At 63.7% G+C, this 26,122-nt stretch carries 21 protein-coding genes; 17 read left to right on the forward strand and 4 right to left on the reverse strand.

Features of this window, described 5'->3' with window-relative positions; all coding sequences use genetic code 11:
• The first annotated feature begins 70 nt into the window (after positions 1–70).
• Positions 71–772 carry a hypothetical protein gene (locus FJ938_RS02150; RefSeq protein ID WP_140690742.1) on the forward strand — a complete coding sequence of 234 codons (702 nt, stop codon included), beginning with the start codon at positions 71–73 and terminating at the stop codon, positions 770–772.
• 42 nt (positions 773–814) lie between these two features.
• Here FJ938_RS02150 and FJ938_RS02155 read toward each other — a convergent pair whose 3' ends face one another.
• From FJ938_RS02155 to tssH, 4 genes are all read right to left on the reverse strand, one after another.
• Positions 815–1,618, reverse strand: coding sequence for a metal ABC transporter permease (locus tag FJ938_RS02155; RefSeq protein WP_210243405.1), 804 nt, complete (start codon positions 1,616–1,618; stop codon positions 815–817).
• Positions 1,602–2,396, reverse strand: coding sequence for an ABC transporter ATP-binding protein (locus FJ938_RS02160; RefSeq protein ID WP_140690744.1), 795 nt, complete (start codon positions 2,394–2,396; stop codon positions 1,602–1,604). Before FJ938_RS02160 ends, FJ938_RS02155 begins: the two co-directional genes overlap by 17 nt.
• Positions 2,393–3,274, reverse strand: coding sequence for a zinc ABC transporter substrate-binding protein (locus tag FJ938_RS02165; RefSeq protein ID WP_210242630.1), 882 nt, complete (start codon positions 3,272–3,274; stop codon positions 2,393–2,395). The genes FJ938_RS02160 and FJ938_RS02165 overlap by 4 nt, the downstream gene beginning before the upstream one ends.
• 514 nt (positions 3,275–3,788) lie before the next feature.
• Entirely contained in the window at positions 3,789–6,623 is a 2,835-nt protein-coding gene (gene tssH / locus FJ938_RS02170) for a type VI secretion system ATPase TssH (RefSeq protein WP_140690748.1), read from the reverse strand.
• Positions 6,624–6,948: 325 nt separating this feature from the next.
• Between tssH and tssA the strand changes: the two genes are divergently transcribed.
• From tssA to FJ938_RS29775, 16 genes are all read left to right on the forward strand, one after another.
• A complete protein-coding gene (tssA, locus tag FJ938_RS02175) occupies positions 6,949–8,124 on the forward strand; it encodes a type VI secretion system protein TssA (RefSeq protein ID WP_140690750.1) in 1,176 nt (391 codons plus the stop codon).
• Positions 8,125–8,129: 5 nt separating this feature from the next.
• Positions 8,130–8,666, forward strand: coding sequence for a type VI secretion system contractile sheath small subunit (tssB, locus tag FJ938_RS02180; protein WP_140608481.1), 537 nt, complete (start codon positions 8,130–8,132; stop codon positions 8,664–8,666).
• Positions 8,667–8,669: 3 nt separating this feature from the next.
• Positions 8,670–10,175 (forward strand): type VI secretion system contractile sheath large subunit, encoded by a 1,506-nt coding sequence (tssC, locus tag FJ938_RS02185; RefSeq protein ID WP_140608479.1) that lies wholly within the window; start codon positions 8,670–8,672, stop codon positions 10,173–10,175.
• An 83-nt stretch (positions 10,176–10,258) separates the two neighbouring features.
• The gene (locus tag FJ938_RS02190) at positions 10,259–10,708 is read left to right on the forward strand and encodes an Hcp family type VI secretion system effector (protein ID WP_181165554.1); all 450 of its coding nucleotides are present in this window, start codon (positions 10,259–10,261) and stop codon (positions 10,706–10,708) included.
• Positions 10,695–11,447 carry a type VI secretion system baseplate subunit TssE gene (gene tssE, locus FJ938_RS02195; protein ID WP_140608475.1) on the forward strand — a complete coding sequence of 251 codons (753 nt, stop codon included), beginning with the start codon at positions 10,695–10,697 and terminating at the stop codon, positions 11,445–11,447. Before FJ938_RS02190 ends, tssE begins: the two co-directional genes overlap by 14 nt.
• Position 11,448: 1 nt before the next feature.
• Positions 11,449–13,323, forward strand: coding sequence for a type VI secretion system baseplate subunit TssF (gene tssF, locus FJ938_RS02200; protein ID WP_140608473.1), 1,875 nt, complete (start codon positions 11,449–11,451; stop codon positions 13,321–13,323).
• A complete protein-coding gene (gene tssG / locus FJ938_RS02205) occupies positions 13,287–14,354 on the forward strand; it encodes a type VI secretion system baseplate subunit TssG (protein ID WP_140608471.1) in 1,068 nt (355 codons plus the stop codon). Before tssF ends, tssG begins: the two co-directional genes overlap by 37 nt.
• Positions 14,351–15,808, forward strand: coding sequence for a type VI secretion system-associated FHA domain protein TagH (tagH, locus tag FJ938_RS02210; RefSeq protein WP_140608468.1), 1,458 nt, complete (start codon positions 14,351–14,353; stop codon positions 15,806–15,808). The genes tssG and tagH overlap by 4 nt, the downstream gene beginning before the upstream one ends.
• Positions 15,809–15,811: 3 nt before the next feature.
• Entirely contained in the window at positions 15,812–16,264 is a 453-nt protein-coding gene (gene tssJ, locus FJ938_RS02215; protein WP_140690752.1) for a type VI secretion system lipoprotein TssJ, read from the forward strand.
• A 39-nt stretch (positions 16,265–16,303) separates the two neighbouring features.
• On the forward strand, positions 16,304–17,638 hold the full coding sequence (gene tssK, locus FJ938_RS02220; RefSeq protein WP_140608464.1) for a type VI secretion system baseplate subunit TssK: 1,335 nt from the start codon (positions 16,304–16,306) through the stop codon (positions 17,636–17,638).
• A gap of 4 nt (positions 17,639–17,642) precedes the next feature.
• Complete coding sequence (gene tssL / locus FJ938_RS02225; protein WP_140690754.1) at positions 17,643–18,971, forward strand: type VI secretion system protein TssL, long form; 1,329 nt, start codon at positions 17,643–17,645, stop codon at positions 18,969–18,971.
• A 1-nt stretch (position 18,972) separates the two neighbouring features.
• Positions 18,973–22,512 (forward strand): type VI secretion system membrane subunit TssM, encoded by a 3,540-nt coding sequence (gene tssM, locus FJ938_RS02230; RefSeq protein ID WP_140608459.1) that lies wholly within the window; start codon positions 18,973–18,975, stop codon positions 22,510–22,512.
• A complete protein-coding gene (tagF, locus tag FJ938_RS02235; RefSeq protein ID WP_140608457.1) occupies positions 22,494–23,036 on the forward strand; it encodes a type VI secretion system-associated protein TagF in 543 nt (180 codons plus the stop codon). The genes tssM and tagF overlap by 19 nt, the downstream gene beginning before the upstream one ends.
• Complete coding sequence (locus FJ938_RS02240; RefSeq protein ID WP_140690757.1) at positions 23,036–24,136, forward strand: DUF2169 domain-containing protein; 1,101 nt, start codon at positions 23,036–23,038, stop codon at positions 24,134–24,136. Before tagF ends, FJ938_RS02240 begins: the two co-directional genes overlap by 1 nt.
• A complete protein-coding gene (locus FJ938_RS02245; RefSeq protein WP_140690759.1) occupies positions 24,133–25,155 on the forward strand; it encodes a 3-oxoacyl-ACP synthase in 1,023 nt (340 codons plus the stop codon). The genes FJ938_RS02240 and FJ938_RS02245 overlap by 4 nt, the downstream gene beginning before the upstream one ends.
• Entirely contained in the window at positions 25,155–26,114 is a 960-nt protein-coding gene (locus tag FJ938_RS29775; protein WP_226890552.1) for a DUF4150 domain-containing protein, read from the forward strand. Before FJ938_RS02245 ends, FJ938_RS29775 begins: the two co-directional genes overlap by 1 nt.
• Positions 26,115–26,122: the final 8 nt, after the last annotated feature.

Here is a 26,122-nt window from a genome sequence, read left to right on the forward strand (position 1 = left end):
TCCCGGGCGCTCGGCCGGGCGATTCCTGCTTCGATGGTCGGGCCCGGTTTTGGCTGTCGCCGGGATCGCCATGATCGCCGCGCTCGCAGCGTCCTCCGAAAGGACCCAGACATCATGGTGGATCCTCAACAGCGCCCTTTCGCCCGAACGCATCCTGCCCTTGGTCGGACTGGGCGTTGCAACCGCTTTGGTAGGCGTGAGGCTTCGAGTTTTCACACTCGCGATCTTCCTGCTGGGCGAACTGGTCGGGGCATTGGTTTATGATCGATATCTTGCCCTTATGGCCGGTGTGCCGGGCGCGACGACTCACGCTTTCCTCACTGCGCCGTTTTCGATGCTGATAGTTGGCATCGTCCTTATCGTTTCCGGTCGCTTCAGAGGCTGGACAATCGCTGTGGCGGCGGCGCCGATCGGCGCTTTTTTTGCCGTCGTCATAAAGCTCACCGACCCTACCGTGAACGACCCTCGAATCCCGCTGTTTGGGACGATCATTGCCCTCTGGGTCATCGTCGCGATCGGCCTGACCGGGCGGATTTTCCGACCTGCATGGTACACGATCGGCGCACGCATCCTGGGCAGTTGGCTGGTCGCGATCGGACTTCTGCTCGCAGGCGCGGCCATCGCCACCAAGCCTCCAGCAGCCATGCCCCAACCATCGGAGGCTCAATCCAATGGGTCGAGCCCTGGCAAATACCGCTACGAGCCGCCTGCTCCGCAATTCACCCGGCCGCGCGATCCCTTGAGGCAAGACACGCATAGGTCGATACCGTGAACGGCACGGCAGGCCTGAAGAAACGCGTGGCCCCTCAGCCCGTCAATGCGCCGCCCTCCAACGCTGGATGAGGCCGGCGGCCAGATAGGCGGCTGCCCCGAGCGACGTGATCCAGAAGCTCGTCGGCCAATCGGTCAGGAAAGCAAGCCACAGGCTGGTCCAGGCGATGACGACCGCTAGCGCGATCGAAATAAGAATGCCTCGCAGCACGCCGCGCGCCAGGCGCAGCGTTGTTGCCGCCGGGGCGACCATCAGCGCGAAAACGAGCAGCACGCCGACTATCTGGGTCGCCTCGGCAGTCGTCACCGCGACAACGATCATGAACATGGTCGAGACGAAATCGAGGTTCACGCCCTTCGCCTCCGCCAGTTCGGGCTGCAGGCTGGCGAAGAGCAGGGGCCGGGAAATGAAGATCAACGCCGCCAAGATCACCACGGACAGGACAGCAAGGATGATGACTGTCCGGTAACTTATGCCGAGCACGTTTCCAAACAGCACATTCGTCGCCTGTGACGCGAAGGCGGTGTAGAAATGCAGGAACAGCAAACCGAGACCGAGCGAAAGCGTCAGCACGATGCCGATCGCGACGTCACGATGCGCTCTTTCCCCCAGAAGTCCGATGCCGATACCGGCCAGAACGGTGAAGACGGTCAGCCCGAAGAATGGCGACAGGCCGAGCAAGCCGGCGCCTGTCGCGCCGGGAAATCCGACATGGGCCAACGCATGTCCGGCGAAAGTCTGGCCGCGCAGCACGAGGAAATATCCGACCGCCCCGGTCACGATGGCGACGACCGTGCAAGCCGCGAAGGCGTTGCGCATGAATTCGTAGTCAAACATCGTGAACATGCGCAGCCCCTTCCAACTCGATGCCGTCCGCCATGACGAAGATGCGTCCGGCTACCCGCACCACGTTGATGTGCGTGCCATAAAGCTTCGACAGGACCGGACCGTTGATGACCTCATCGACGCTGCCGATCGCGGCACTGGCGTTGCCGAGATAGAGCACGGCATCGACGACGCGCAGCAAGGGATTGATCTCGTGCGAGCAGAAAATCACGGCGATGCCCAGCCGTTCGCCGACTTCATGGACGAGTTCGATGATGGTGCGCTGATGCGCGGCATCGAGGCTGATCAGCGGCTCGTCGAGCAGGAGAAGCTTGGGGGCGCCGATCAAGGACTGGGCGATGAGGATACGTTGCCGCTCGCCCCCCGACAGCTCCGCGAATGGCCTCCTGGCGATATCGGCCGCGCCAACCTCTTCCAGCGCCTTCCATGCCATGTCCTTCTCGAGCGCCGACGCCGCGGGCCAGCGCCAGCGATGGCCGCCCGCCGCGGTGACGACGAGATCGAAGCCGCTGATGCCGGCATGGGTCACGATGCGGCGCGCCTGCGGCATGTAGCCTATAACGGGATTGCCGCGTGTCGGTGGCCGGCCAAGAACGGAAATCGCTCCACTGGCCGGGCGGATAAGTCCGAGGATGGCGCGCAGCATGGTCGTCTTGCCGGCGCCGTTGGCACCGAGCAGCCCTACGAACGCGCCTTGCGGAATGGAAAAGGAGACGTCGGAAAGCACCCGACGTCCCCCATAGGTCAATGTAACCCTGTCGAAGGCGATGACGTTCATTGCGTGCGCGCGGCAAGGGCTTTCTGCACGTCGCCGATCTGGCCACCGAACCACGACTGGATCGTCTGGCCGGCGGGCTCCGTTTCGGTGACGCCTATGACGGTGACCTTGTTCTGCTTGGCAATGTCGAGAAGGCGCGTCGTCGCCTCGTCCGTCACCTGCGAATTGTAGAACAGGATCTTGGCCGATCCGTCCTTCAGGCTGTTCTCGAACGCAGCCACCTGTGTCGCGCTCGGCTCCGTGTCGTTCATGACCGCCACCTGGAAGTCGTAATTCAACATCTTGAGGCCGAGGGCTTCAGCCATGTAGCCGAATACCGGCTCCGTAGCGGTTACCGCGGTCCCGCCATAGGCCGCCTTGACGTCATTTATCTGCTTGTTGATTGCATCCAGCGACGACTGAAACTTCGCCAGGTTGGCCTGATAATCCGCCGCGTTGGCAGGATCGAGTTTCGAAAGATCGGCGGCGAGTTCCTTGGCGATCGCCGGCAGCGTCACCGGATTGTACCACAGATGCGGGTTGTCGCCCGACTTCTTGCCGATCAGATCCGCGGCCACGATTGTCGTGCGCTGCGTGCTGGTCGAGGCCGAAAGAAGCTTGTCCATCCAAGGGTCATAGTCCGCACCGTTGTAGATGATGATCTTGGCGTCGGCGACAGTACGCGCCGTCGAGGGGCTGGTCTCGAACAGATGCGGGTCGTCGTTGGGGTTGGCAAGGATGCTGGTCACGGAAACGTGGCTGCCACCGATCTGGCGGGCGAGATCGCCATAGAAATTCTCGGCCGCGACGATGTTCACCTTGTCTTCGGCGCGAGCGCCAGCGCCTGCCAGCAGCGTCGCCGCGAACAGCAGCGCCGCCGCGAATGGAAAGGAACGCATGTCTTTCTCCTCTTGCAGTTCGAGAGGCCGGACCGGCCTGCCCCGCTTCACCCGTAGGTAACGGTATAACATTGTGTTAACATTATGGCCGATCTGCCTGACTGCGACCATGCCGCACAGATGTCATCCGAAAACCGTCCGGTTCGATAGGCCGTCTCCTGGTCGGGGCACATCCGCCTCACTCATCGGTGCTCGCCATAGAACCCTTGCGTCCTCGAATCGCTGACTGCCGGAAGCTGATCGCCGGCCGAACTGCGCATCTATCATGACGGTCTACCCGGTCATGATTCGCCTGATCGACGAATATTCTTCTGTTTCATGACAGCCGCGAAATGCAGCGTTTTGGCTACTGGCGTAGCGTGCGGAGGGGTCCCTCTCTGCCGGTGACAAACGTCGCTGGAGGCGGTCTCCACCAACTGGTGAGATATAGCCTGACACGGAAATTTGGCAACGACGTCGGGTAATGCGCTTTTGTCGGCGTGCGAATGCTCGAACGGCCGGTTCCAATCGAAGTCTATTCGAAAGAGTAGATGAACCCATCCGCCGAGGCGCCCACGGTGACCTTTGTCATCTTCGCCCCTTCGAGTGAACGGTTGAGCACGCCGCGGCTCAACTCCGGCAGCAGCGTGTTGGTCAGGATGGCGTCAATCATGCGCCCGCCAGATTCTATCTCGGTGCAGCGCGCCTTGACCATATCCATGACGCCGTCGCCGATCACCAGCTCGGCATCGTTGCTTGCCTTGAGCCGCCGCGCGATCTTGCCGAACTGGTGTCTGGTGATCGCCTCGATCATCGCATCGGAAAGCGGATAATAAGGGATTGTCACGACGCGGCCAAGGAAGGCGGCAGGAAACACTTTCAGCAGCGGACCGCGCAAGGCGCTGTCTAGATCGTCGATGCCGGTGCGCAAGGTGCCGTTCTTCGTACGGTCCATGATGACCTCGGAGCCGACATTCGAGGTGAGCAGGATCAGCGTGTTCTTGAAGTCGATCCGACGACCCTCGCTGTCGTCCATCATACCCTTGTCGAAGACCTGAAAGAAGATCTCGTGCACGTCCGGATGCGCCTTCTCGACCTCATCGAGCAGGATCACCGAATAGGGCTTGCGCCGCACGGCCTCGGTCAGGATGCCGCCCTTGCCATAGCCGACATAACCGGGTGGCGCGCCCTTCAGCGTCGAGACAGTGTGCGCCTCCTGGAATTCGGACATGTTGATCGAAATAAGGTTCTGCTCGCCGCCATAAAGCGTTTCGGCCAGCGCCAGGGCTGTCTCGGTCTTGCCGACGCCGGACGGGCCGCAAAGCAGGAACACGCCGACCGGCTTTTCCGGCGCGCCGAGTCCGGCGCGGCTGGTCTGGACGCGTCTCGCGATCATCTCCATAGCATGGTCCTGACCGACCACGCGCTCGGACAAGGTGGCGGCGAGATTGAGTGCCTTCTCGGTCTGGCTGGACAGCATCCGTCCCGTCGGGATGCCGGTCCAGTCCTGGACGACGGCCGCCACGGCATTGCGGTCGACCGACGGCAGGATCAACGGGGTCTCGCCCTGCGCCTCGGCAAGTTCCGCCATCAGTTCGCGCAGTTGTGCCAGATCAGTAGCGGTATCCGACACAGGAGCAGGCTCGTGGGCCACAACGGCCTCCGTCTTTGCCGCCTTTGTTTTCGTGAATCCGGTCTTCGAGCCGCTGGGCTCAGCCGCCTCGGACTCCGGCGTTTTGGCCCCAGGTGCCTTCTTTTCATGCGCTTCGGCCGCTGGCGCTTCGACAGCTTCGCCCGGAACAGCTTCGCCGTCCTCCACCACGTCAAGCGGCATGCCCTCGCCACGGAGTTTGGCGCGAAGGTCGAGAATCTCGGTCACAAGTGCCTTTTCCCGATCCCAGCGTCCTTGCGCTGCCGCAAGGGTGGTCTCGGTTTCCGCCAGCCCGGCTTCCACGCGGGCCTGTCTGTCGGCCACTTCGATGCCGATCGCTGCCTCGCGGCCAATGATGCCCTTCTCCACCTCGAGCGCCTGGCGGCGGCGCAGGATGTCCTCGACCTCGGCCGGCGTCGCGTGCTGCGAGACGGCAACGCGGGCACAGGCGGTGTCGAGGAGGCTGACCGCCTTGTCCGGCAGCTGCCTGGCCGGGATGTAGCGGTGTGAAAGGGAAACCGAAGCCTCGATCGCCTCGTCAAGGATCTGCACCTGGTGGTGCTGCTCAAGCACGCCGGCGACACCGCGCAACATCAGCACGGCCACCGCTTCGGAAGGCTCGTCGACCTTGACCGTCTGGAACCGACGGGTCAGCGCCGGATCCTTCTCGATATGCTGCTTGTATTCGGCCCACGTCGTGGCGGCGATCGTGCGAAGCTCGCCGCGCGCCAGCGCGGGCTTCAGGAGATTGGCCGCGTCGCCGGTTCCCGCCGCGCCGCCCGCGCCGATCAGTGTGTGGGCCTCGTCGATGAAAAGGATGATCGGCGTCTCTGAGGCCTGCACCTCGTCAATGACGGCCTTCAGCCGCTTTTCGAACTCGCCCTTGACGCTGGCACCCGCCTGCATCAGCCCGACATCGAGCATGCGCACGCTGACATTCTGAAGCGGCGGCGGCACGTCGCCCTCGGCGATGCGCAAGGCGAAGCCCTCGACAATCGCCGTCTTGCCGACACCCGCCTCTCCGGTCAGGATCGGATTGTTCTGCCGGCGCCGCATCAGGATATCGACGATCTGACGGATTTCAGGATCGCGGCCGACGACCGGATCGATCTTGCCGTCACGGGAGCGCTGAGTGAGGTCGGTGGCGTATTTGGCGAGCGCCGAATCCCCGCCCGGGCCGCGTTTCAATGGTGTTTCGGCGGCGGCGGCGGGAGGTGGGCCAGCTTCGAGCGAGCCTTCAGTGACATCGGCCAAGCGGGCAATGACCCCGTCGGCGTCGATCTTGTCGAATTCAGCGCTGATCTTCGAAACCAGCCCTTCCAACACAGGTGTCTTCAGGCAGGCGAGAAGAATATGCGCGCTGCGTACCTCCTCGACACCGAATTCCAGCGTGGCCAGGTTCCAGCCTTCCTGTATCGCGTGAAAAATATGGTCGGAGAATTCCTCCACCGAGGTCGCGCCGTAGGGCAGCTTGTCGATGGCGCGGGTCATGTCCGCCGTCAGCCGGCTGACATCCAGCCCGGCATCGGCGACGATCATCTGCACATCCGAGCGCTCGGACAACACCAATTGCTGGACGAAATGGGCGAGCTCGACATAAGGATTGCCGCGCAGCTTGGCCGTGTCCGCCGCGGCCTTGAACGCGCGCACCCCCGTGGGATTGAGCTTCGCAACGAGTTCCTTGCGCTTGAAACTTTGCGACGACCGGCGCTGTTCCATCTGGACCTGCCCCCGAAATCTGCTGGCCATACCCTGCCATAGAAGCGGCTGCTTGACAAAGCCGTATGACGAGCGAGTTCTTCGAAGCTTATCCGGGCGGCACCGCGCGGTTACACAAACCTTGCACACTTCTGCAACGATTGCGGTGCGAACCATGCGAGCCATTTACATGCCTGGTCCGCCAGTCGCCCAAGGGGTTCGCCGAAAGATAAGTGAGGCATTCAGCTTCTGTTAGTTTTCGAGCATGTGTTCAATTGTCGTGGCGTGGGACCGATGATAACGTTGCGTCACATCGGAGTCACGGGGCCGCCTGCTGGGGGTACGTGTGATTGATCTAGCACTCTGGCTGAATCCTCTGGACGGTGCGAATCCGTCGGGAGAGGATTTACGCAACGACCCGGCTTTCCACGAGCTGGAGCGGCTCACGGAAGCCCAGCTCAAGGTCATCCACGACGGCGGCAACAAGGCTTCGCAGTCGACCATCTCGGTGGACTGGGCGGCCGTCCTCGAAAAAGCGGAAGAATTGCAGTCGCGCGGCCGGGATCTGCGCCTTCTGGTCATCGTCACGCGCGCTCTGGCCAATGAAGAGAGGCTCGCCGGCCTCGCCCTGGGGCTGACCCTGATCGCAAGGACTTTCGACCAGTATTGGGATACGATGCATCCGGCTTTGCGGACAGGCGCCACGCCGCGCGAGGCGGCGCTGCGACGCATCAACGCGTTGCTTGACCTCCAGAACGGCCAGGAGGGCCTGCTGGCGAACCTTAGGCAGACTGTCTTCTTCTCACCGCGCGCGATCGGGCCGATCAGCGGGCGAGATCTGGAACAGGCAGCGCTCGACGAGCGCGTCATGCTCCAAGAAGCTGCCTCCGGCCTTGGGACCGCCGAAAAAGCGGCACTGACGGCCGCCCACAACCAGATGCTGAACCGGGTTCGCACAGGATGCGCGGCGCAAATCGATCAGGCCGCGGACACCATCATGACACTCTTGGCCGATGCGCGCGCCGCGATTTCGGCGCTGGAGGCGGTGGATACCTCGCTCAATGCCCGCATCGACGGCAATGGCGCGGCCATTCCGGATTTGAAGAAGTTCCTCCAGCGCATGCTGACGACGTTGGAGCGGAATTCCAGCGCCGGCGCCGTGGCCAACGGTGAGGCAAAGCCTGCCCCCCAGGCGTCTCCACCGGCATCGACGCCACCCCGAAACGGTCATGGAGCCGAGACGATGGCAAGTGCGGCAAGATCCGTGGAAGCCAGCACCGGCCTGCCTGACCGGATCAACTCGCGCGACGAGGTCGTCAAATGCCTCGATCTGGTGGTCGCATTCTACGACCGCACCGAACCGTCGAGTCCTATCCCGCATCTCGCCCGGCGCGTGCGTCGGATGGTGCACATGGATTTCGTGGAACTGATGGAAGATCTCGCCCCGTCGGGGCTGAAGGAATTCCGGCTGCTTGCCGGTGTCCCCGATCCCAAGAAGCCGACCCAGAAGGATGAAAGGTAACAGGCATGCCAGCAGAGAGCAAAGCGAAGGTCATCGAAAGAAACCGCGCCCCGCGCGTGCAGATCGCCTACGACGTCGAAACCTATGGCAGCCCGACGACGATCGAGTTGCCGTTCGTCATGGCTGTCATGGCCGACCTTTCCGGCGCCTCGCAGACCAAGGAAGCGTCAAAGTCGGTTCTGGATCGCAATTTCGTCGAAACCGACGCCAATCGCTTCCCCAAATTCATGGAAGCGATGGGACCGCGCGTGAAGGCGCGCGTGAAGAACACGTTGCCGCAAGCGGAAGGCGCCGAGCGGGACGAGGAATTGGCGCTCGATCTCACCTTCTCCAAAATGGGTGATTTCGCGCCAGACAAAATCGCCGAGCAGGTGCCGCAACTGGCCGAGATCCTCAAGATGCGGCGTCAACTCGAGGAACTGCTGGGCTTCATGGATGGCCGCGTCGACGCCGAAAAGCGTATTGCGCAGCTTCTGAACAACGAGCCGCTGCTGAGCAAGATCGCCGGCCAGGCGATATCTGACGGCAAGGGCGAGGAGTAAGTCATGGCCGAACAGCAAAAGACCGCAGCCGCTACCGCCGAGGCGGAAGCCATCGATCTTGGCGAGTTTAGCGGCCTCCTTGAAAAGGATTTCAAGGTCAAGAAGGACGACAGTGAGAAGCTGCAGCAGTTGGTGCGCAACCTGGCGCTGGCCGCTCAGTCCCGTTCCGAGACGACGAGCATCTCGTCCAATGCGATCAAGTCGATCAAATCGCTGATCGCGGGCATAGACAAGATGCTGACGACGCAGGTCAACGAGATCCTGCATGCCCCGGAAGTGCGGGAGATGGAAGGCACCTGGCGAGGCCTTTGGTATCTCATCAACAATACCGAGACGGATACCAAGCTGAAGATCCGGGTGATGAACATCTCCAAGGAGCAGTTGGCCGACACGCTGGAAGACTATGAAGGCCAGATGTGGGACCAGAGCCCGATTTTCAAGAAAGTCTACACGGACGAGTATTCGATGCTGGGCGGCGAGCCGATCGGCTGCATCCTCGGCGCCTACGAGTTTTCCAACCATCCACGTGACGTCGGCCTGCTGCGCAACATCTCGGGCGTCTGTGCCTCGGCGCATACGCCGTTCATCGCGGCAGCCTCGCCGCGGCTGTTCCGCATGGACAGCTGGCAGGAACTGCCGAACCCGCAAGACCTGCAGATGATCGTGAACAATCCGGCCTATGCCTCATGGCAGTCGCTGCGCGAGAGCGAGGACGCACGCTATATCGGGCTCACCATGCCGCGCGTGCTGGCACGCCTGCCCTACGGCTCGGAAACCGTTCCGGTGAAGGGCTTCACCTTCGAGGAAGAGGTGGGTGGCGACCACAACAAATATGTCTGGATGAACGCCGCTTTCCCGATGGGCGTGAACATCAACCGCAGCCACAAGCTCTATGGCTGGGGAACACAGATCCGCGGCGTCGAGAATGGCGGCACGGTACTCAACCTGCCGGTTCACTCTTTCCCGACGGACGACGGTTCGATCGCAATGAAATGCCCGACCGAGGTCGCCATCGACGACCGGCGCGAGGCGGAACTGGCGAAGCTCGGTCTGATGCCGATCTTACACCGCAAGAACACCGATCTCGCAGCCTTCATCGGCGCGCACTCGCTTCAGGATGACGAGACGCGGGCCGGGCGTCTGGTCGACCCCGACGCCCAGTCGAACGAACGGCTGAGCGCCAACCTGCCCTACCTCTTCCCGGTGTCGCGCTTCGCGCATTACCTCAAGGCGATCGCGCGCGACAAGATCGGCTCGTTCAAGGAACGCACCGATATGGAGATCTGGCTGACCGAATGGATCAACCGGTACGTGCTGGCCAATCCGGCCTTTGCCGACGACAAGGCGCGGGCCAAGCGCCCGCTTGCTGCGGCCGAGGTTCAGGTCGACAGCGTCGAAGGCCGGCCCGGTTACTACAATGCCCGTTTCTATCTGCGCCCGCACTACCAGCTGGAAGGCATCAACGCATCCCTCCGGCTGGTGTCGGAACTGCCGTCGGTGAAGGGCTGAAATCGCAGTGAAGTCATCCTGTTTCGTTTTGAAAGCGGTGGAGAAAGACAATGCCGACCACAGAGAGAAGCGATGCTCCTTCAATGAAGATTGATGGGTTTTTGAAAGTTCCGGATATCAAGGGTCCGAGCAAGCGCGACGGCCATGAAGACGAGATCGAAGTGCATGGCGTCGATTACAAGATGATTGCTCCCTACGACCCGAACTCGCTTTCGCGACGCGGCCGTGTGTCGATGGGCATGATCAAATTCTCCAAGCACTACGACAAGTCGTCGCCATATCTGAAGAAGGCTCTGTTCGAGAACAAGGCACTCGACGAGGTGGTGTTTTCGGCACGCCGCACCATTGACGGCGAGACCAGCGACTATCTGGTCGTGACGCTCACCGACGCCTCGATCATGGAATACGACATGCGGCAGGCCGCCGACGAGGCGGACCTCATCGAGGAAGAAGTCAGCTTCGCCTATAAGAAGATCAAGTTCGTCTACGACAAAGACGACGAGATCGAAATGGACGTCTATGTCGGCAAGTGAGGCCAAGCGGCCCGGCGCGAAGGCGCAGCTTGCCGGCAGTTCGCGGGCAAAGCGCGAGGCGGTCCAGCCCTCCCTCTGGGACCGCCTCGTCAACGACTTGCCGGGGCTGACGTCGGAGATCGACGGGCTGCGCCGTCAGCTGGATGAAGAACTCGGCGACGAGCGCGTCGAGGCCCTTCTTGCCGGCAGCGCGCGCGCCGTCGATACCGACGCCGAACTCACATCCGAGCAGAAACGGCGCCTGCACCGGCTGGCCTTCCAGACCGAGCATCGCGCCGAAATCGAAAGCCGCGGCGTGGTCGTTTCGGCGCGCGTATTGAGAGAAGCCGTGCGGCGCGACATCGAGGCCCTGTTCAACACCGAGCGTTTCGAATCCGTGCCGATGCTCTCCGACGCCGAACATGAACAGCCCCTGGACGAACTGCCGTCGCTCACCGACTTTCCGGAGGTGCGCCGCAGCGTGATCAATTATGGCGTGCCGTCCTTTTCCGGCCGCTCGTCACGGGATTTCGACCGCGATGCGCTGGCGCGCGAAATCCGCGCGGTGCTCGCCACCTTCGAGCCGCGCCTGAAGGAAAGCGCCACCACCGTCAACGTCACGCTCGGCGACAAGAACGTCGGCCTCAAGATCGAGATCGACGCGGTGCTGATCATGGCCCCGACGCCGGAGCGTATGCGGCTGCGCACCACGATCAATCTCGACAACGGCCTGGCACGAACCGAATTCCGGGAGACGTGAGATGGATCGGGTCTTCGTGGAGTACTACGAAGAAGAACTGACCCATATCCGGGCGCTGGCCGCGGAATTCGCCGACATGCATCCGGCGGTTGCCCGCAATCTTTCCCTCGATACGGTCCCATGTCCCGACCCTTATGTGGAACGCCTGCTTGACGGCGTGGCCTTCCTGGCCGCGCGCACCCGTCTGAAGGTCGACGCGGAGCGCTCGCGCTTCTCGCGCGCCGTGCTCGATGTGCTTTACCCGGATCTGGTGACGCCGGCGCCGGCGACGGCGATGGCTGTGCTGAAACCCGGCCAGCAGGTGCAGTCGATGATCGCCGGCCACGCCGTCGCGCGCGGCACACGACTGGTCTCCGGCCTCCATCCAGGGCTTTCGACGCGCTCCACCTTCACCACCGCGCAGGAGGTCACGCTGTGGCCGATCGCCATCACCTCGGTCAGCTATTTCCAGGATCGCAGCGCGCTCGCCGCCGCCGGAATCGCGCCGATCGGTGATGTGCGCCGCGAGGCGGCGTTTCGCGTCACCCTCGCCCGGACAGGAAAAGGCAAGCTCAGCGAGCTGTCGCTCGACCGTCTCGACCTTTATTTCGCCGGGCGTGCCAAGGCACCGATGCTTTTCGATGCAATCTTCGGCGCCTGCTCGGCCGTCGGCGCGCGGGCCCAAGGCAAGACCGATCGGTTATCGGCGCTGCCCGAGCCCGAAATGGTCGGCATCCGCGACGACGAAGCGCTGATGCCGCGCACCCGTCCGACCTTCGAGGGATATCGGCTGCTGCGCGAATATTTCATGATCCCGGAGCGCTTCCATTATGTGCGGGTCGCCGGCCTCCAGCCGGTGGTGCGCAAGTGCGATGCGGGGATCGAGATCATCTTCCTGTTCCGCCGCCCCGTGCCCGAACTCGCGGATGTGACGGCCGCCGATTTCGAGTTGTTCGTGACGCCGGTCATCAATCTCTTCGAACGCGAATGCAACGTCATCGAGATCGATCCGCGCAAAACGCGTCAGGTTCTGCACGCCGACCGCACCCGCGCGCGGGATTTCGAGATCTTCCGGGTCTCCCGGGTCGAGGATGCCGACGCGGAGAGCGGCGAGGCGACAATTCCCGAATTGTTCAGCCTGGGGCAGAACAGCGGCAGCGGCTGGGTCTATTCGACCGAGCGACGGCCGCGCCGGGCCACGGAAGACGAGCGGCGCGAGGGCCTGACCCGCACCTCCTACACGGGCGACGATGTCTTTATCGCCGTCTCACGCCCGGCAGGAAGCGCACCAAACCGGCCGCTCAAGCGTCTAGACATCACGGCGCTCTGCACCAACCGCGACCTGCCGATCCTGGACGATACGCCGACGCTGACGCTGGAGACGGCCGATCCGGTCGAAGCGGTACGCTTGCTCGGGGCACTACGGGCGCCGCAGCCGGCAATCCCGGCGTCCCTGCCGGCCGGCGCTGAAGGCGAATCCCGCGCCGACAATCTCGCCTGGCGGCTGGTGGCGCAGCTCTCTCTCAACTTCCTCAGCCTTGCCCAGGAAGGCCGTGGCGTCGATCCGCTGCATGCCTTGCTCGACCTCTATGCCGATCGGGGCGATCCGGGCCTTGCCCGCAACGTGCATTCGATCGTCCGTATCGATTCGCGCCCGGTGATCGAGCGGCTCCAGATCGACGGGCCAATGTGCTTCGGACGCGGCACCGAGATAACACTGCATGTCGACCAGTCCGTGCTGGCGGGTCAAAGCTCGCTGCTGCTTTCGGCCCTGCTTTCGCGGCTGTTCGCCCGCCACGCTGGGATAAACGGATTTGTGCGGACCCGCACGCGGTTGTTGCAGAAGCAGGAGGATGTGCCATGGCCGATGACGCCCGGCAATCGCTACCTGATCTAGAGGAGCCCGCAACGGTCGCAGCCGAACCGCTATCGGAGAGCTTCGACTTTTTCGAGCTGCTGCGACGCCTGGAGCAGCGCCGTGGATTGTTCGGCCATTCCGGAACGGCCGACCGCGAACCGGCGAGACTTGGCCAGCATGTGCGCCTGAGCTTCTCGGCCCGGGATGTCGTCAAGCTCCATGACACCGGGGGCAAGGCCCCGGCGCGAGTAACCGTCGCCAATCTCGGGCTGCTTGGACCGGAAGGACCGATGCCATTGCATCTGACGCGCTGGGTGCTCGACCGGCTGTCGCAGCGCTGGTTCACGGGGGCCGACGCCGAGCAGACCAGCGACACGACCTTCGTCGATTTCGTCAACATCCTGCAGCACCGCATGATGGCGCTTTACTACCGCGCCTGGGCTGACGCGCATCCGGCGGTTCAGGTCGAGCGTTCCGTCGGCGGGCGCGTTCGCGGCATGCTGGAGGCAATGTCCGGGATCGGCCTCCCCGGCACGCAGGATCCCGAACTAGACACTGTGCGACTGCGACAGGCTGGATCGCTCGCCAACCAGGTCGATGGCGTGGAGCGGCTTACCTTGTTTCTCGCCACCGCCTTCAAGGTACAGGTGCAGATCAAGGAATTCGTCGCCGCCTGGATCACCATACCGACGGCGCTGCAGACGCGTCTCGGCAAGGCCTATGCCGTTCTCGGACGCGGTGCGACGATTGGGCCGCGGGTCTTCAGCCGCCAAAGCAGGATCGAATTGCGCGTCGGCCCGCTGAGCCTCGATGACTTCAAGTCGTTCCTGCCCGGCGAACGGCGTCTTGGCCTGTTCAAGAAGGCGGTGCGCGACATGATCGGCGAGACGCTCGACGTCGATCTGCGCATCGTGCTCGCGCGCGACGCCGTGCCGCCGCCACGGGTCGGGACTGTCCAGCTTGGCCGGACGGCCTGGCTGGCACGGCCCGCCGAAAAGGGTGACGCCGACGATCTCAGGTTGCGCACCATCGTGGGTTGGCGGCCGGAAATCGCGGAGGCGGCCGCATGAGCCTGCTGCTGACGCTGGAACAGGGGCCGCGCTCGCAAGTGGTCAGGCAGACCCGGCTGGACGAGGGCGAATTGGTGATCGGGCGCGGCGCCGATGCCGGCTGGCAGATCGACGACCCGGACATGTTCGTCTCGCGCGCGCATTGCAAGATCAGCGGCGGCCGGGCTGATTATTTCGTTACCGACACGTCGAGCAGCGGATTGTTCGTCGACGATTCCGACAGCCCTCTAGGACCTGGCCGGTCGATGCGGCTGCAGAGCGGCATGCGGCTGCGCATGGGCGACTATGTGGTCTATGTCGAGGTTCAATCCAAAGCGAGCCAGACGTCGATCGGCCCTGCGCCGGTCGCCAGTCATCCCATGCCTGCGTGGTCATCGCCGGGAGCGCGAACGCCGGCCAGCATCGGCGGCGACGACTTCTTCTCGGCCAAGGTCGAGGAAGAGCCGCGGCCGCCGCGCCCGGCGGATCTGCCGAACCCGTTCGAGCAGCCTGTTCCTGGGGCTTATGACCGCCCATCGAGCCAACGCAGTTCGCCCGCCTTTGACGATCCGTTCAGCCTCGACCCGGTGGCGACGCCGGACTCCAGCGGTGCCGCTGCTCCAGGTCAGCCAGATCCGTTCGGGTTTGGTGAAATGTCTTCGCGCAACGATGCGCCCGAGCATGCGGCAAAGCCAGCCAGCCTCGATGACGATTTCAGCTTTGGACCGGTCGCGACGCCGCCTCTCACCAACGGCGCCGACTTGGCAGGACGTGCGCAGCATCAGGTTGAAAAGCCGCGAACCGCGCATTCTTGGGATATGCCGGCGCAGGAAGCGGCGTCACCACCGCCGCGCCGCGCCGTTCCAGCGTCAAAGCCGTCGCGCCCCGCGCGGCCTGCTTCCGGTGATATGGCGCTTCGTGCCGCATTTCTACGCGGCATGGGCGTCGACGAGGCCGATTTTCCCGGCCGCGATGCCATCGCCGAAATGGAAAAGTTCGGGCGCGAATACCGGCTGATGCTGGATGGCTTGATGCAACTCCTGCGCAAGCGCGCCGAGGAGAAGGGAAGCGCCCGCGTCGCCCAGACGGTGGTCGGTGCTTCCGAGGTCAACCCGCTTAAATTCCTGCCGACGGTCGAGGATGTCATCGTCACCATCATCTCGGAACGCAGTCCGGGCTTTCTCTCCGGCGAGGCGGCGATTTCCGATGCGGTGCGCGATCTTGCGCAGCACCATGTGCGCGCCTGGCGGGGGGTGCAGGCCGCACTCAGGCGCATGATCGACCGTTTTGACCCGGCCGCTATCGAGGAAGAACTCAAATCCAATTCCGCCATCGGCAATCTGCTCTCCGGCGGGCGCAACGCCAAGCTGTGGGAGCTCTACCAGAAACGCCACCGCGACATCGCCCAGAGTGCGGAATCGAGTTTCCTGGGCGAGATCGGCGCGGACTTCAGGGACGCATATGAAGAGGAGTAGGACATGATCGACAGACGCGAATTCGTCGTTGCCCTGGGCGCTACGGGGTTGCTTGCGGCTTGCCAGAGCGGCCCGCCGAAACCATCGGTTATCTCGGTCAACGTGACCGGCGGCGCCGGTATGAATCCAGGACCGGGCGGTAGCGACCGGCCGGTGACGGTTCTGGTGATGCGGCTTGCCAGCACCGGCAAGTTCAACTCGGCAGACTATTTCGCGCTGCAGGGCAACGCGAGTTCGGCGCTCGGGGCCGACCTCCTCGGCTCCGACACGATCTCGGTCGCGCCGGGCAAGACGGCGGCCAAGACCATAACGGTCGAACCGAACGCAGCGGCCCTCGGCTTCGTGGCCCTGATCCGCGAGCCTGGCGGACGCAACTGGCGCACGACCAAGTCGGTGTCGCTAGGGTCGAAATTCACCATCAACGTCAGCCTCGGCAAGGGCGGCATTTCCGCGTAGCGACAAAGCAGCAGATGGTTGCGTGCAGAGAGTAGCGGCATGAGCGATGCAAACAGGGTGCTGTGGTCGGAGGGCCTGTTTCTCAGGACCCAGCATTTCCAGCAGCAGGATCGGTTCTTCGAGGGCATGGTGCGCGGCGCATTGCAGGCCGGCCAGCTCCATACTTTCGGCTTCCAGCAACTGACCCTCGACCAATCGCTGCTCGACGCCGGCCAGGTCTCGATCGTGTCCGCCCGTGGCATTTTCCCGGACGGCACGCCTTTCTCCATCCCGGAACTGATGGATGCCCCGAAGCCGCTGCCGGTCACGGCCGATACCGGTGCCGGTCCGGTGTTGGTCGCACTGCCGCTCGAGCCGCCCGGTGGCGTCGGATTCGACCCGGCGCATGCGGCATCGACGGGCGCGCGCTACCACGGCAAGGTCGTTTCGGTGCGCGACGCCGTCCAGAGCGGCGCCGATCCGGAAGAGATCGAGATCGCCCGACCGCAAGCGGCCCTGATCGCGCCCGGCAAATCGGTCGGCGGTTACACCGCCTTGCCGATCGCCGACATAAAAGGTGTGCGCGCCGACGGCGGCGTCTCGCTTGATGAGACGTTCCTGCCGCCGACGCTGATCACCGGCGCGGTCCACTGGTACCGGCAATTGCTGCAGGAGGTCGTCACCGGCCTCGACCAGATCGCCGAAGCGCATGGCAAGATGGTGATGGGCGGCGCCGGCCGCAGCGTCGAAGACCTTTTGATGCTACACCTCGCCAATGCCGCTCGCCCACGGCTTGCCCATATGCTTGCCCAGGATGTCTTTCATCCGGCCGAACTCTATCTCGAACTTGCGGGACTCGCCGGCGAGATGGCAACCTACGGCTCGAGTTCGCGGCGGCTCGGCGAACTGCCGGCCTATGACCACATGGCACCTGGCCCCCCCTATATGGCGCTGGCGGACGCCTTGCGTTCGCTCATCCTCAGCCTGCGCTACATCGAGCCGAAATCGCGCGCGCTGCCGGTGATGCGGCACGCGACCAATGTCTGGAAAGTGCGCATCGACAACCCGAAGCTTTTGGTCGCCAGCCGGATCGTCATCCGCGTCGGATCGGAACTGTCGGAAGACGCGCTGCGCAAGATCTTCGTCAACCAGGCGACAGTCGGCGCCGCCGATCAGTTCGAAGGGCTCTGGAAGTCCCGCCTGCCGGGCATTCCGCTGAAGCCGCTTCATTCTCAGCCCCGCGAGATTCCCTATGATGGCGACCGGCTGTGCCTGGAACTGGATCAGAAAAGCGAGCATTGGGCCTCGTTGCTCGACGCCCCCGGCTTCGTCATTGGCGTTTCCGGTGTCCTGCCGAGCGAGCCGCAGGTCGACTGCTATTCAGTGAACAGGTGAGGCCATGAGCCGGGATGATCCTTTCGGACTGTCGGAGGATCGAGAGCGCACCCGCATCAGGCTGTCTGGCGCCGTGCCACGGCCGATGGCGCCGCTGGTATCGGGCGCGCCGGTCAAAAGGGCGCGCGCTCATCCCAACACGCTCATCAACATCTTCGCGCCATTGCTCGAATTCGCGCCCGAACTCGAAAGCGCGCTGGCGCCGGAGAACCCGGAAGTGATGCGGACGCGCCTGCTCGACGAGCTGGTTCAAGCACGCGACGCCACGATGGCAGCGGGCTCCTCGCTGGAGCGCGCGGACCAGGCGGCCTGGGCCGTGGCGGCGTTGCTCGACGACCTCGCGCTCAACACGCCCTGGGGCGGCGCCAGCGCCTGGCCGCGCCAGCCGCTGGTGGTCATGCTGCGCGGCGACGTCGATGCCGGCACCCAGTTTTTCACCCGCCTTGACGAGTTGGAGCGTCATCAGAACCGCGACCGCGAGATGCTGGAGCTTCAATACTACTGTCTGGCGCTCGGCTTCCGCGGCAAATACCGGGTGCCCGGCCGCGCCGGCGACCGCTCTCTCAATGCCGTGCGTGTGGCAGCCGCGCGCTTCCTGCGCAATGCGGACGCCGAGGACGCGCCGCTGTCGCCGAACTGGAAAGGCGTGATCGCTTCAGACGAGCCGCAGCGCTTCATCGTTCCGATCTGGGTGATGCCGCTTGCCGCGGTTGTCATCGCCGCCGCCGCTTATGTCGGTCTATCGATGGGCTTGAGCGGCCAGGCGGTCGAACTCTCCGCGCTCGTGCGCACGCTGCCGCCGGCCTCACGTGGCGACGTCATCCGCGCCGCACCCAAGCAAGATGCTCCCGAACCTGAACCGCCACAGCCGGTCGATTTCGCGCTGCTGCCCGAGTTCAAGGCCGAAGCGCCGGCGAACCTCAAGGGCGCGCTCAGCGGCACCGAGAGCGTCTCGCTGGCCAAGCTGATCATCCAGTCCTCCAACCCCGAGCTCTTCCAATCCTCGCGGCCGACACTGTCCCAAGGCTATGAGCCGCTGATCGAGTCGATCGCCAAGGTGATCCTCGCCAATCAGGAGCTGATTGGAAACATCACGATCGTCGGTCATACCGACAATGTGCGCCTGCAACGGTCCAATCCGCTCGCGAGCAACCAGCGGCTCTCGGAGGCACGTGCCCAAACCATAGCGGACCTCCTGGTGCAGGCGGGAGTGCCACAGGAGCGCGTCCATTCCGAAGGCCGCGCCGACGCCGAGCCGGTGGCCGACAACTCGACGCGCGAGGGACGCGCGCTCAACCGGCGCGTCGAAGTCCTGGTCGAGAAGAGGCTCTGAGATGTTCATCCTGCGCTTCCTCTGGGCGGTCATCACCTCGCGGTTTCTCTGGACGCTGATTGGCATTGCGCTGCTTTCGCTTTTGATCTGGGTGTTCGGCCCCATCGTGCAGGTCGGGCGGTACGCGCCATTCGAATCCGACAATGTGCGCATTGCCATCATCGCCGGGCTGATCATCCTGTGGCTGATCTGGCTTATCATCGCGCAACGGCGCGCGATCCGCGCCAACCGCATGTTCGTCGCCGAGATCGCGGCACCCGTGGCCGAAAAGCGGCTCACCCCCGGCGAGGAGAGTGTCGCGGCCGTCGGCGCCAAGTTCGGCGAGGTGATGGCCGAGCTAAAGCGGCGCAAGCTCGGCGGACGGAAATTCCTGCGCGAAATGCCGTGGTATGTGATCGTCGGCCCTCCTGCCACCGGCAAGACCACGGCGTTGCGCCAATCGGGCCTCAACTTCCCAATCGACCTCACCGATGATCTGCAGGGCGTCGGCGGCACACGCAATTGCGACTGGTTCTTCTCCGAGAACGCGGTGTTGATCGACACCGCCGGCCGCTACGTCCAGCAGGAAAGCCAGCCGGACGTCGACGCCGCGGAATGGCTGGGCTTCTTGGACCTTTTGAAGAAACACCGGGGTCGCCGCGCGCTCAACGGCGTCATTGTAGCGCTGTCGATCGATGCGCTCTCGGAGGGCGACGAGGCGATCAAGGCCCACGGCCGCAAGATCCGCCGCCGGCTGGCGGAGCTGAACGATCGGCTGGAAATTCGTCTTCCTGTCTACCTGATGCTGACGAAGGCCGACCTGATCAAAGGGTTCGAAGCCTTTTTCGGCGGCCTGTCGACGACCGCGCGCGAGCAGGTATGGGGAACCACTTTCCCGCTCGATGCCCGCGTCAATGCCGGCACGATCCAGACGGAGCTCGCCAAGCTTGCCACCGAGCTGGAGCGGCGGCTGGTGCCCCGGCTGGAAGACGAGGACAAGCTCGGATCGCGTGCCGAGATCTTCCGCTTTCCGGCGCAGCTGGCGAGCCTCTCCGAGCCGATCCAGGTGCTGGTCGAGGCGATGTTCGGCGAAAGCCGCTATGAGGAAGCCGCCTGGCTGCGCGGCCTCTATCTGACGTCGGCGACGCAGGAAGGCGCGCCCATCGACCGCCTGACCGCGGCGTTGTCGTCCTCCTTCGGACTGCCGCCGCGCCGTGCCATGCCGACGGCGCGCGTCGAGAAACGCAGCTTCTTCCTGAGGAACCTCCTCACCGAAGTCATCTTCAAGGAGGCTGGCCTCGGTACATACGATCCGCTGGCGCAGCGTCGCCGCGCCTGGATCTGGCGTGGCGCTGCCGCCGCCTGTGCGCTCGCGGCTCTGCTGGCAGGCGGGGTGTTCACATGGTCTTACCTCGACAACCGCAATGCAATCACCGCACAGGCCGGTCAGTTCGAAGCCCTGCAGGGGCCGCTCACCGACGTCGCCGCCATGCCGGCCGCGGTCGAGCAGCCGACCATGGATGGCGCGCTGGCGGCGATGGACGCAGTGACGACGGCTCGAACGCAGCCACCGGACGCCGTCCATAACCTGCTCGGCCCGACCGCTTCGGCGGAGCTGGTGCGGGCACAGACCGATACCTACGACCATGCGCTGCGCAATGTGCTCGAGCCGCATATGGTCGCCCTGCTCGAGGCCACGATGTGGCGGCAAATCCGCGATCCGGATTTCATGCTCGGCGCGCTGAAGACCTACCGGATGATGACCGGCCTGTCGCAGATGGACACCGATTTCGCCCAGAACTGGTGGGTGAACAGCCTGCCGCAATTCGCGGCGGCTCCGCCCTTCCCCACTGCCGACGCCGAAGAGCATCAACTTGCCGCTATCCGCCGCATGGCCGTCGACGACAGCTACATCGCCCCGGATAAGCAACTGGTCGCGGAGGCACTGAAGACCGTATGCACGATCTCACTGCCGGAGCGCGCCTACAAGCAGCTGCTGGCCGACCCGGAAGTGGCAGCCGTCAAGGAATGGGTGCCGGCCAATTTCGCTGGGCCGAACGGCGCCAAAGTGTTCGCGCGCCGCTCCGACAAGACGTTGCGCGTCGGTGTTCCTGGCCCTTATACCTATGCGGGCTTCCACGACGCGATCCTCGACCGGGTCGAGGATGTAGCGGGACAGGCGGCCCTCGATCGCGCGGTCTTTGCCGGCGGCTGCTCGGAGAACTCGGAGACCTCGGTTTCGGCGCTCTCCGAGGACATCTTGAAGCTCTACTATGACGATTATATCGCCCAATGGGACTCTTTCCTGCGCGACATGCGGCTTGCGCCGCTTACCGATCTCAACATCGCCAGTGAGAACCTCAAGGACCTTTCAAGCGCCGACTCAGCGCTGAAGCGGCTGTTGACGGCAGTGGTGCAGGAGACCGACCTCACCCGCTCCGACGACACGTCGGCCGACAAAGGTGGCGCTGCCGTCACGACCGGCTCGAAGCTGCTCAGCAAACTCGGCAAGCTGGGCAAGGTCGTGACCACAGGCGCGAAGCTTCTGCCGCGCGCCGGTTCCGCCAGTCAGGTGGACATGACCGGCAGCCTCGTTGCCGAGCATTTCAAGCCGCTCAAAGGCACCATCGCCCAGGTCGACGGCCAGCCGCCGGCGCTCGACGCCGCCGTTGTGGCGCTGACGGCGCTGTCGAATGTGCTGCAGACAGTGACTGCCAATCCCAATCCGCAGGATGCGATCAAGAAGCAGGGCGGCCTTGCCGAACTGACCGGCGCGGTCGCCAGGCAGGCGCAGATCCTGCCTTCGCCGATCAATGACTGGCTGGGCGGCATTGCCGGCGACACCAGCGGCCTCTCGCAGAAGGCCGTGACCAACGAGCTCAACGCCATCTGGCGGGCCGACATACTCCCCTTCTGCCAGGCGGCGCTGAACAACCGTTATCCATTCAGCCCGGACAGTGCGGTCGACGTCAATGTGCGCGACTTTCAACGTCTGTTCGGACCGACCGGCATGATCGATGCCTTCACCAACGACCATCTGATCAACTATGTCGACACCGCCAGCGAGCCGTGGAAGTGGCGGGCCGATTTCGGCCTCGATCCCGCGGCGCTCGCCGCGTTCGAGCAGGCGAGGCATATCCGCGACGACCTGTTTCCCGGCGGCACCGGCCCGGTGATGAACTTTACGCTGGAGCCCAAGGACCTCTCACCCAACGTGGCGCGGGTCACGCTCAACCTCGATGGCCAGAACCTCGTCTACTACAACAATGCGACCAGGCCGCAGCCGATGACGTGGCCCGGCAAGGATGGCACCGGGGTGATTTCGCTCGCCTTCCAACCGGTCGATGGTTCGCCCGAAGTGATGCTCAACGAGACCGGCAGCTGGGCGTGGCTCAGAATGCTGCGCGGCGGCCGCTTCGCCGCGACCAAGCTCACCGACGTCTACAGCCTGCGGCTCGGCACGAAGGGAATGTGGGCCGATTTCGAACTCAAGGCCGCCAGCGTCGAGAATCCGTACACGCTCGAAATGTTCAAGAAGTTCACATGTCCGCCGCAGATCTGATAGTGCCCGGCTTCTACGGCAAGATGCCCGCCACCGGCGATTTCGTGACCCGGCGGCTGCCTGGAGACTTCGTGCGCACATGGGACCGCTGGCTGGCCCAGCACATCGTGCCGTTGTTCGAGCTCGAAGCCTGGCCCCAGAGCATGGCGTTGCGCTTCCTGGCTGGCCCCACCACCTTCGGCGCCTCGGCCGGCATCGTGCTGCGGAGCGCTGACAGGGTCGGAAGGCGGTTTCCGTTGAGCATCGTGGCGCAGCTCGCCGGAACTCCCCTTCAGCTGGCCTACGCCGATACATGGTTCGACAGCATCGAGGACGCTGCCTTCGCCGCACAACGCGGCGAGATGACGCCCGACGAACTGGACGCCGCGCTTGTCGCCCTGCCGGTGCCATGCGTCGAGCAGAATGGCGACGTCGTTGACGACCTGGTCGTTTGGACAGCGCGTTCGGATATTTTCGATGTCGATCCGCAGGCGCCTCAACCGACCCTGGAGCAGATCTTCGCCGCGAACTGGGAGACCAGTTGATGCAGATCTGGAACCAGATGGGCTATCCGCATCAGTTCACCATGGGCATGGACAAGGCCGGCCATGAGTGGATTGTCATTGTGGTGAAAGGCACGTTCGATTTTCCGGCGAAGCCTGGCGGCCTGGTGCAGAAATCGGCGCAGCAGGTCCCGCTCGTCATGGCCGATACGCAGACCGGCGCGCCCGGCTATTCGGCGACGCTCTGGGAGACTGATTTCGCCTTCCGCAAACCGCGCTGCGACGTGATCGCCAACGGTTGCGCCTATGCGCCGGGAGGACGTCCGGCGGAGCGCGTGCCGGTCGGCATCAAGGTAGGCAACTGGTCGAAGCTGTTCGAGGTTGTCGGCCATCGCGAGTGGCGTTCGATTGGGCCGGTCTTCACCGCAACCGCGCCGCAGCCCTTCCTGAAACTGCCGATCTCCTACGACGTCGCGTGGGGTGGCGTCGACCGGCTGGACCCGGAAGACAAGCTTCCCGCCAGCTACAAGTACAATCCCGTCGGCACGGGCTGGTCGCGCTCGAAGAACCAGCGTTTCGTTCCGGGCCTGCGGTTGCCGAACACCCAGGCCGTCGGCGAAGAGATCCGCTCGCCGTTCGGCGAGTACAAGCCGATGAGCTTCGGGCCAATGGGCCGGGGCTGGCCGGGCCGCATCGAATATGGCGGCACCTACGATCAGAACTGGATCGACAACGTTTTTCCCTTCCTGCCCCAGGATTTCGACGAACGCTATTTCCAGATGGCGCCGCCCGACCAGCAGATCGACCATCCAAGAGGCGGGGAGGAGGTGGTGCTCGTGAATTTGACTCCAGAGGGACGTGTTGGCTTCCGGCTGCCCTCGACGGCACTGCCGATCACCTTGTTCAAGGGCAACGAGAAGTCGTTGGAGGCGAGCATTCACCCGGACACTATCCTGCTCGATCCCGAGAACCGTCGATTCTCGCTCGTGTGGCGTGTTTCGCAGCGCATCCAGAAGACTATCCTCGATTTCTCGGAATGTTGGGTCGGTCCGCCGACGGAGTCGATGCTGCGTGCCCGTGCAACCGGCAGGGACTATGTCCGAAGCGAGGGAGCCGCGTCCGAGGAGGTGGAAGACGCATGAGTACGAGGCTCGACATAGCCTCTGTCGGCATGGTGACGGCCGTCGGTCTCGATGCACCCTCGGCCTGCGCTGCAATGCGTGCGCGCCTCGACGGCTTCCAAGAGACGAGATTCGTCGGCTCGGGAACCGATCTGCTGATCGGCGCGCCCGTGCCGCTGCCACGGGACTGGATCGGCGAAAAACGTATGGCGCACCTGGCCGCAGCCGCGATCTGCGAGGCGTTCGAGACTATCCCTCAGGCGCGTGGCCAGACCGCGCTCATCCTTTGCCTCGCCGAGGAAGATCGCCCGGGCCGTCCGGCCGGCGATAGCGTGCGCCTGCTCCGCAATGTTTCGGAGATTACCGAAATCGAACCCAACATGCGCTCACGTATTGTCGCGCATGGCCGGACTTCCGGACACATAGCACTTGATCAGGCGCGCAGGATGATCGCTTCGGGTGAGGTTCCCTATGTGATGATCGCGGGCGTAGACAGCTATCTGACGGCGCCTGCCATCGCTTATTATCTCGGCGAAAATCGCCTGCTTGCCGCTGACAATCCGAATGGCTTCATTCCAGGCGAGGCTGCAGCCGCCGTTCTATGCACGGGCTCGCGTGGCGACGGCCTCCGCCTCTTCGGACTGGGTTTGGCGCGTGAATCCGCAACGATCTACAATGCCGAGGATCTGCCGCTGCGTGCCGACGGCATGACGTCCGCTTACAGCGCTGCATTCAAGGAAACCGGCATCGAGATGAACCGGCTTGGCTACCGCATCGCCGATCTCATCGGCGAACAATATTGGTTCAAACAGAGCGCCCTGGCGAGCCTGAGGTTGCTACGCGGCCGTCACGATTTTCAGGACATCTGGTCGCCCGGCGAATCCCTCGGCAATGTCGGCGCGGCCGTGGTCCCGCTGATGATCGGCATGGCCTGGATGGCGGCCCGCAAGGGATACGCCGCCGGCAATCCAGTGCTGATCGAAGCGTCGAACGATGCCGGTGCCTGCGGGGCGGCAATCCTCGCCGCGAGGGCAGCCTGATGACTGTCTACGCGAACGGTCTCGAAGTTGCCTGCAAGGCACAGGCCAACAAGGTGATCGCCGCCTTTCCGGACGTCTGCTTCACGCCGCCCGAAAACCCCGCGACGCCGCCGGGCGTCCCCATTCCCTATCCCTCGTTCGGACTTGATTCCGATACCGACAACGGCACCGGCACCGTCAAGATCGGTGGCGAGACCATTACCCAGAAGAATAAGTCGTACTACACCAAGACCAGCGGCACAGAGGCCGGATGCGCCGCCAAGAAAGGCGTGATCACTTCGGTCAATACCGGCAAGGAATATGCTGTCGCCTGGTCGAGCGACGTGAAAGCCGATGGCGAACCCGTCAGCCGCATGACTGACCTGTCGACCAACAATCATGCTTCTCCGACCGGCAACGCACCGCCTTGGCCAAAGATCGGAAAATTGAAGGTCGGCAAGCAGTCCTGCGCGTCAATTCTGGCAAAGCTCGGCATGAAGGTGCACCGCTACGGCGACGCCAGCAAGGAATGCTCGTCCAATCAGCAATCGGACCACATCCTGCAGAATGCCTGTTTCCAGAATTCGCGCGGCGGCCAGGCCATCAGCACGACGCCGAGCTATACGATGAACGATGCGCCCTGCGTCTGCCTCCAAGACGCCACCGATCCCAACACCGAGCATGGCCGCAAAACAGCCGCCCAAGGCGAATGGGCAAAGGCACAGCGCGCGAAAGGCACGAACCCAAGCTACGAGGAAGTTCGGGAAGCCAATATGGAGGCCATGAAAAAGGCCAAGAACATCCCGGATGGACCACGAGGCAAGGAGCACCCCGCCATCGAATGCCTGAGGATGATTTGCGACATTCACTTCAAGGAGATGATGAGCGGACCGGAGAAAAAGAAAGACAGCACCGAGGCGCGTGCACCAGCAACCGGCAAGTTCAAACCAACCCCATCGAGCACGGTTCGCAGACGCTAGGAGAGATA

The sequence above is a fragment of the Mesorhizobium sp. B2-4-14 genome, assembly GCF_006442155.1.
GTDB lineage: Bacteria > Pseudomonadota > Alphaproteobacteria > Rhizobiales > Rhizobiaceae > Mesorhizobium.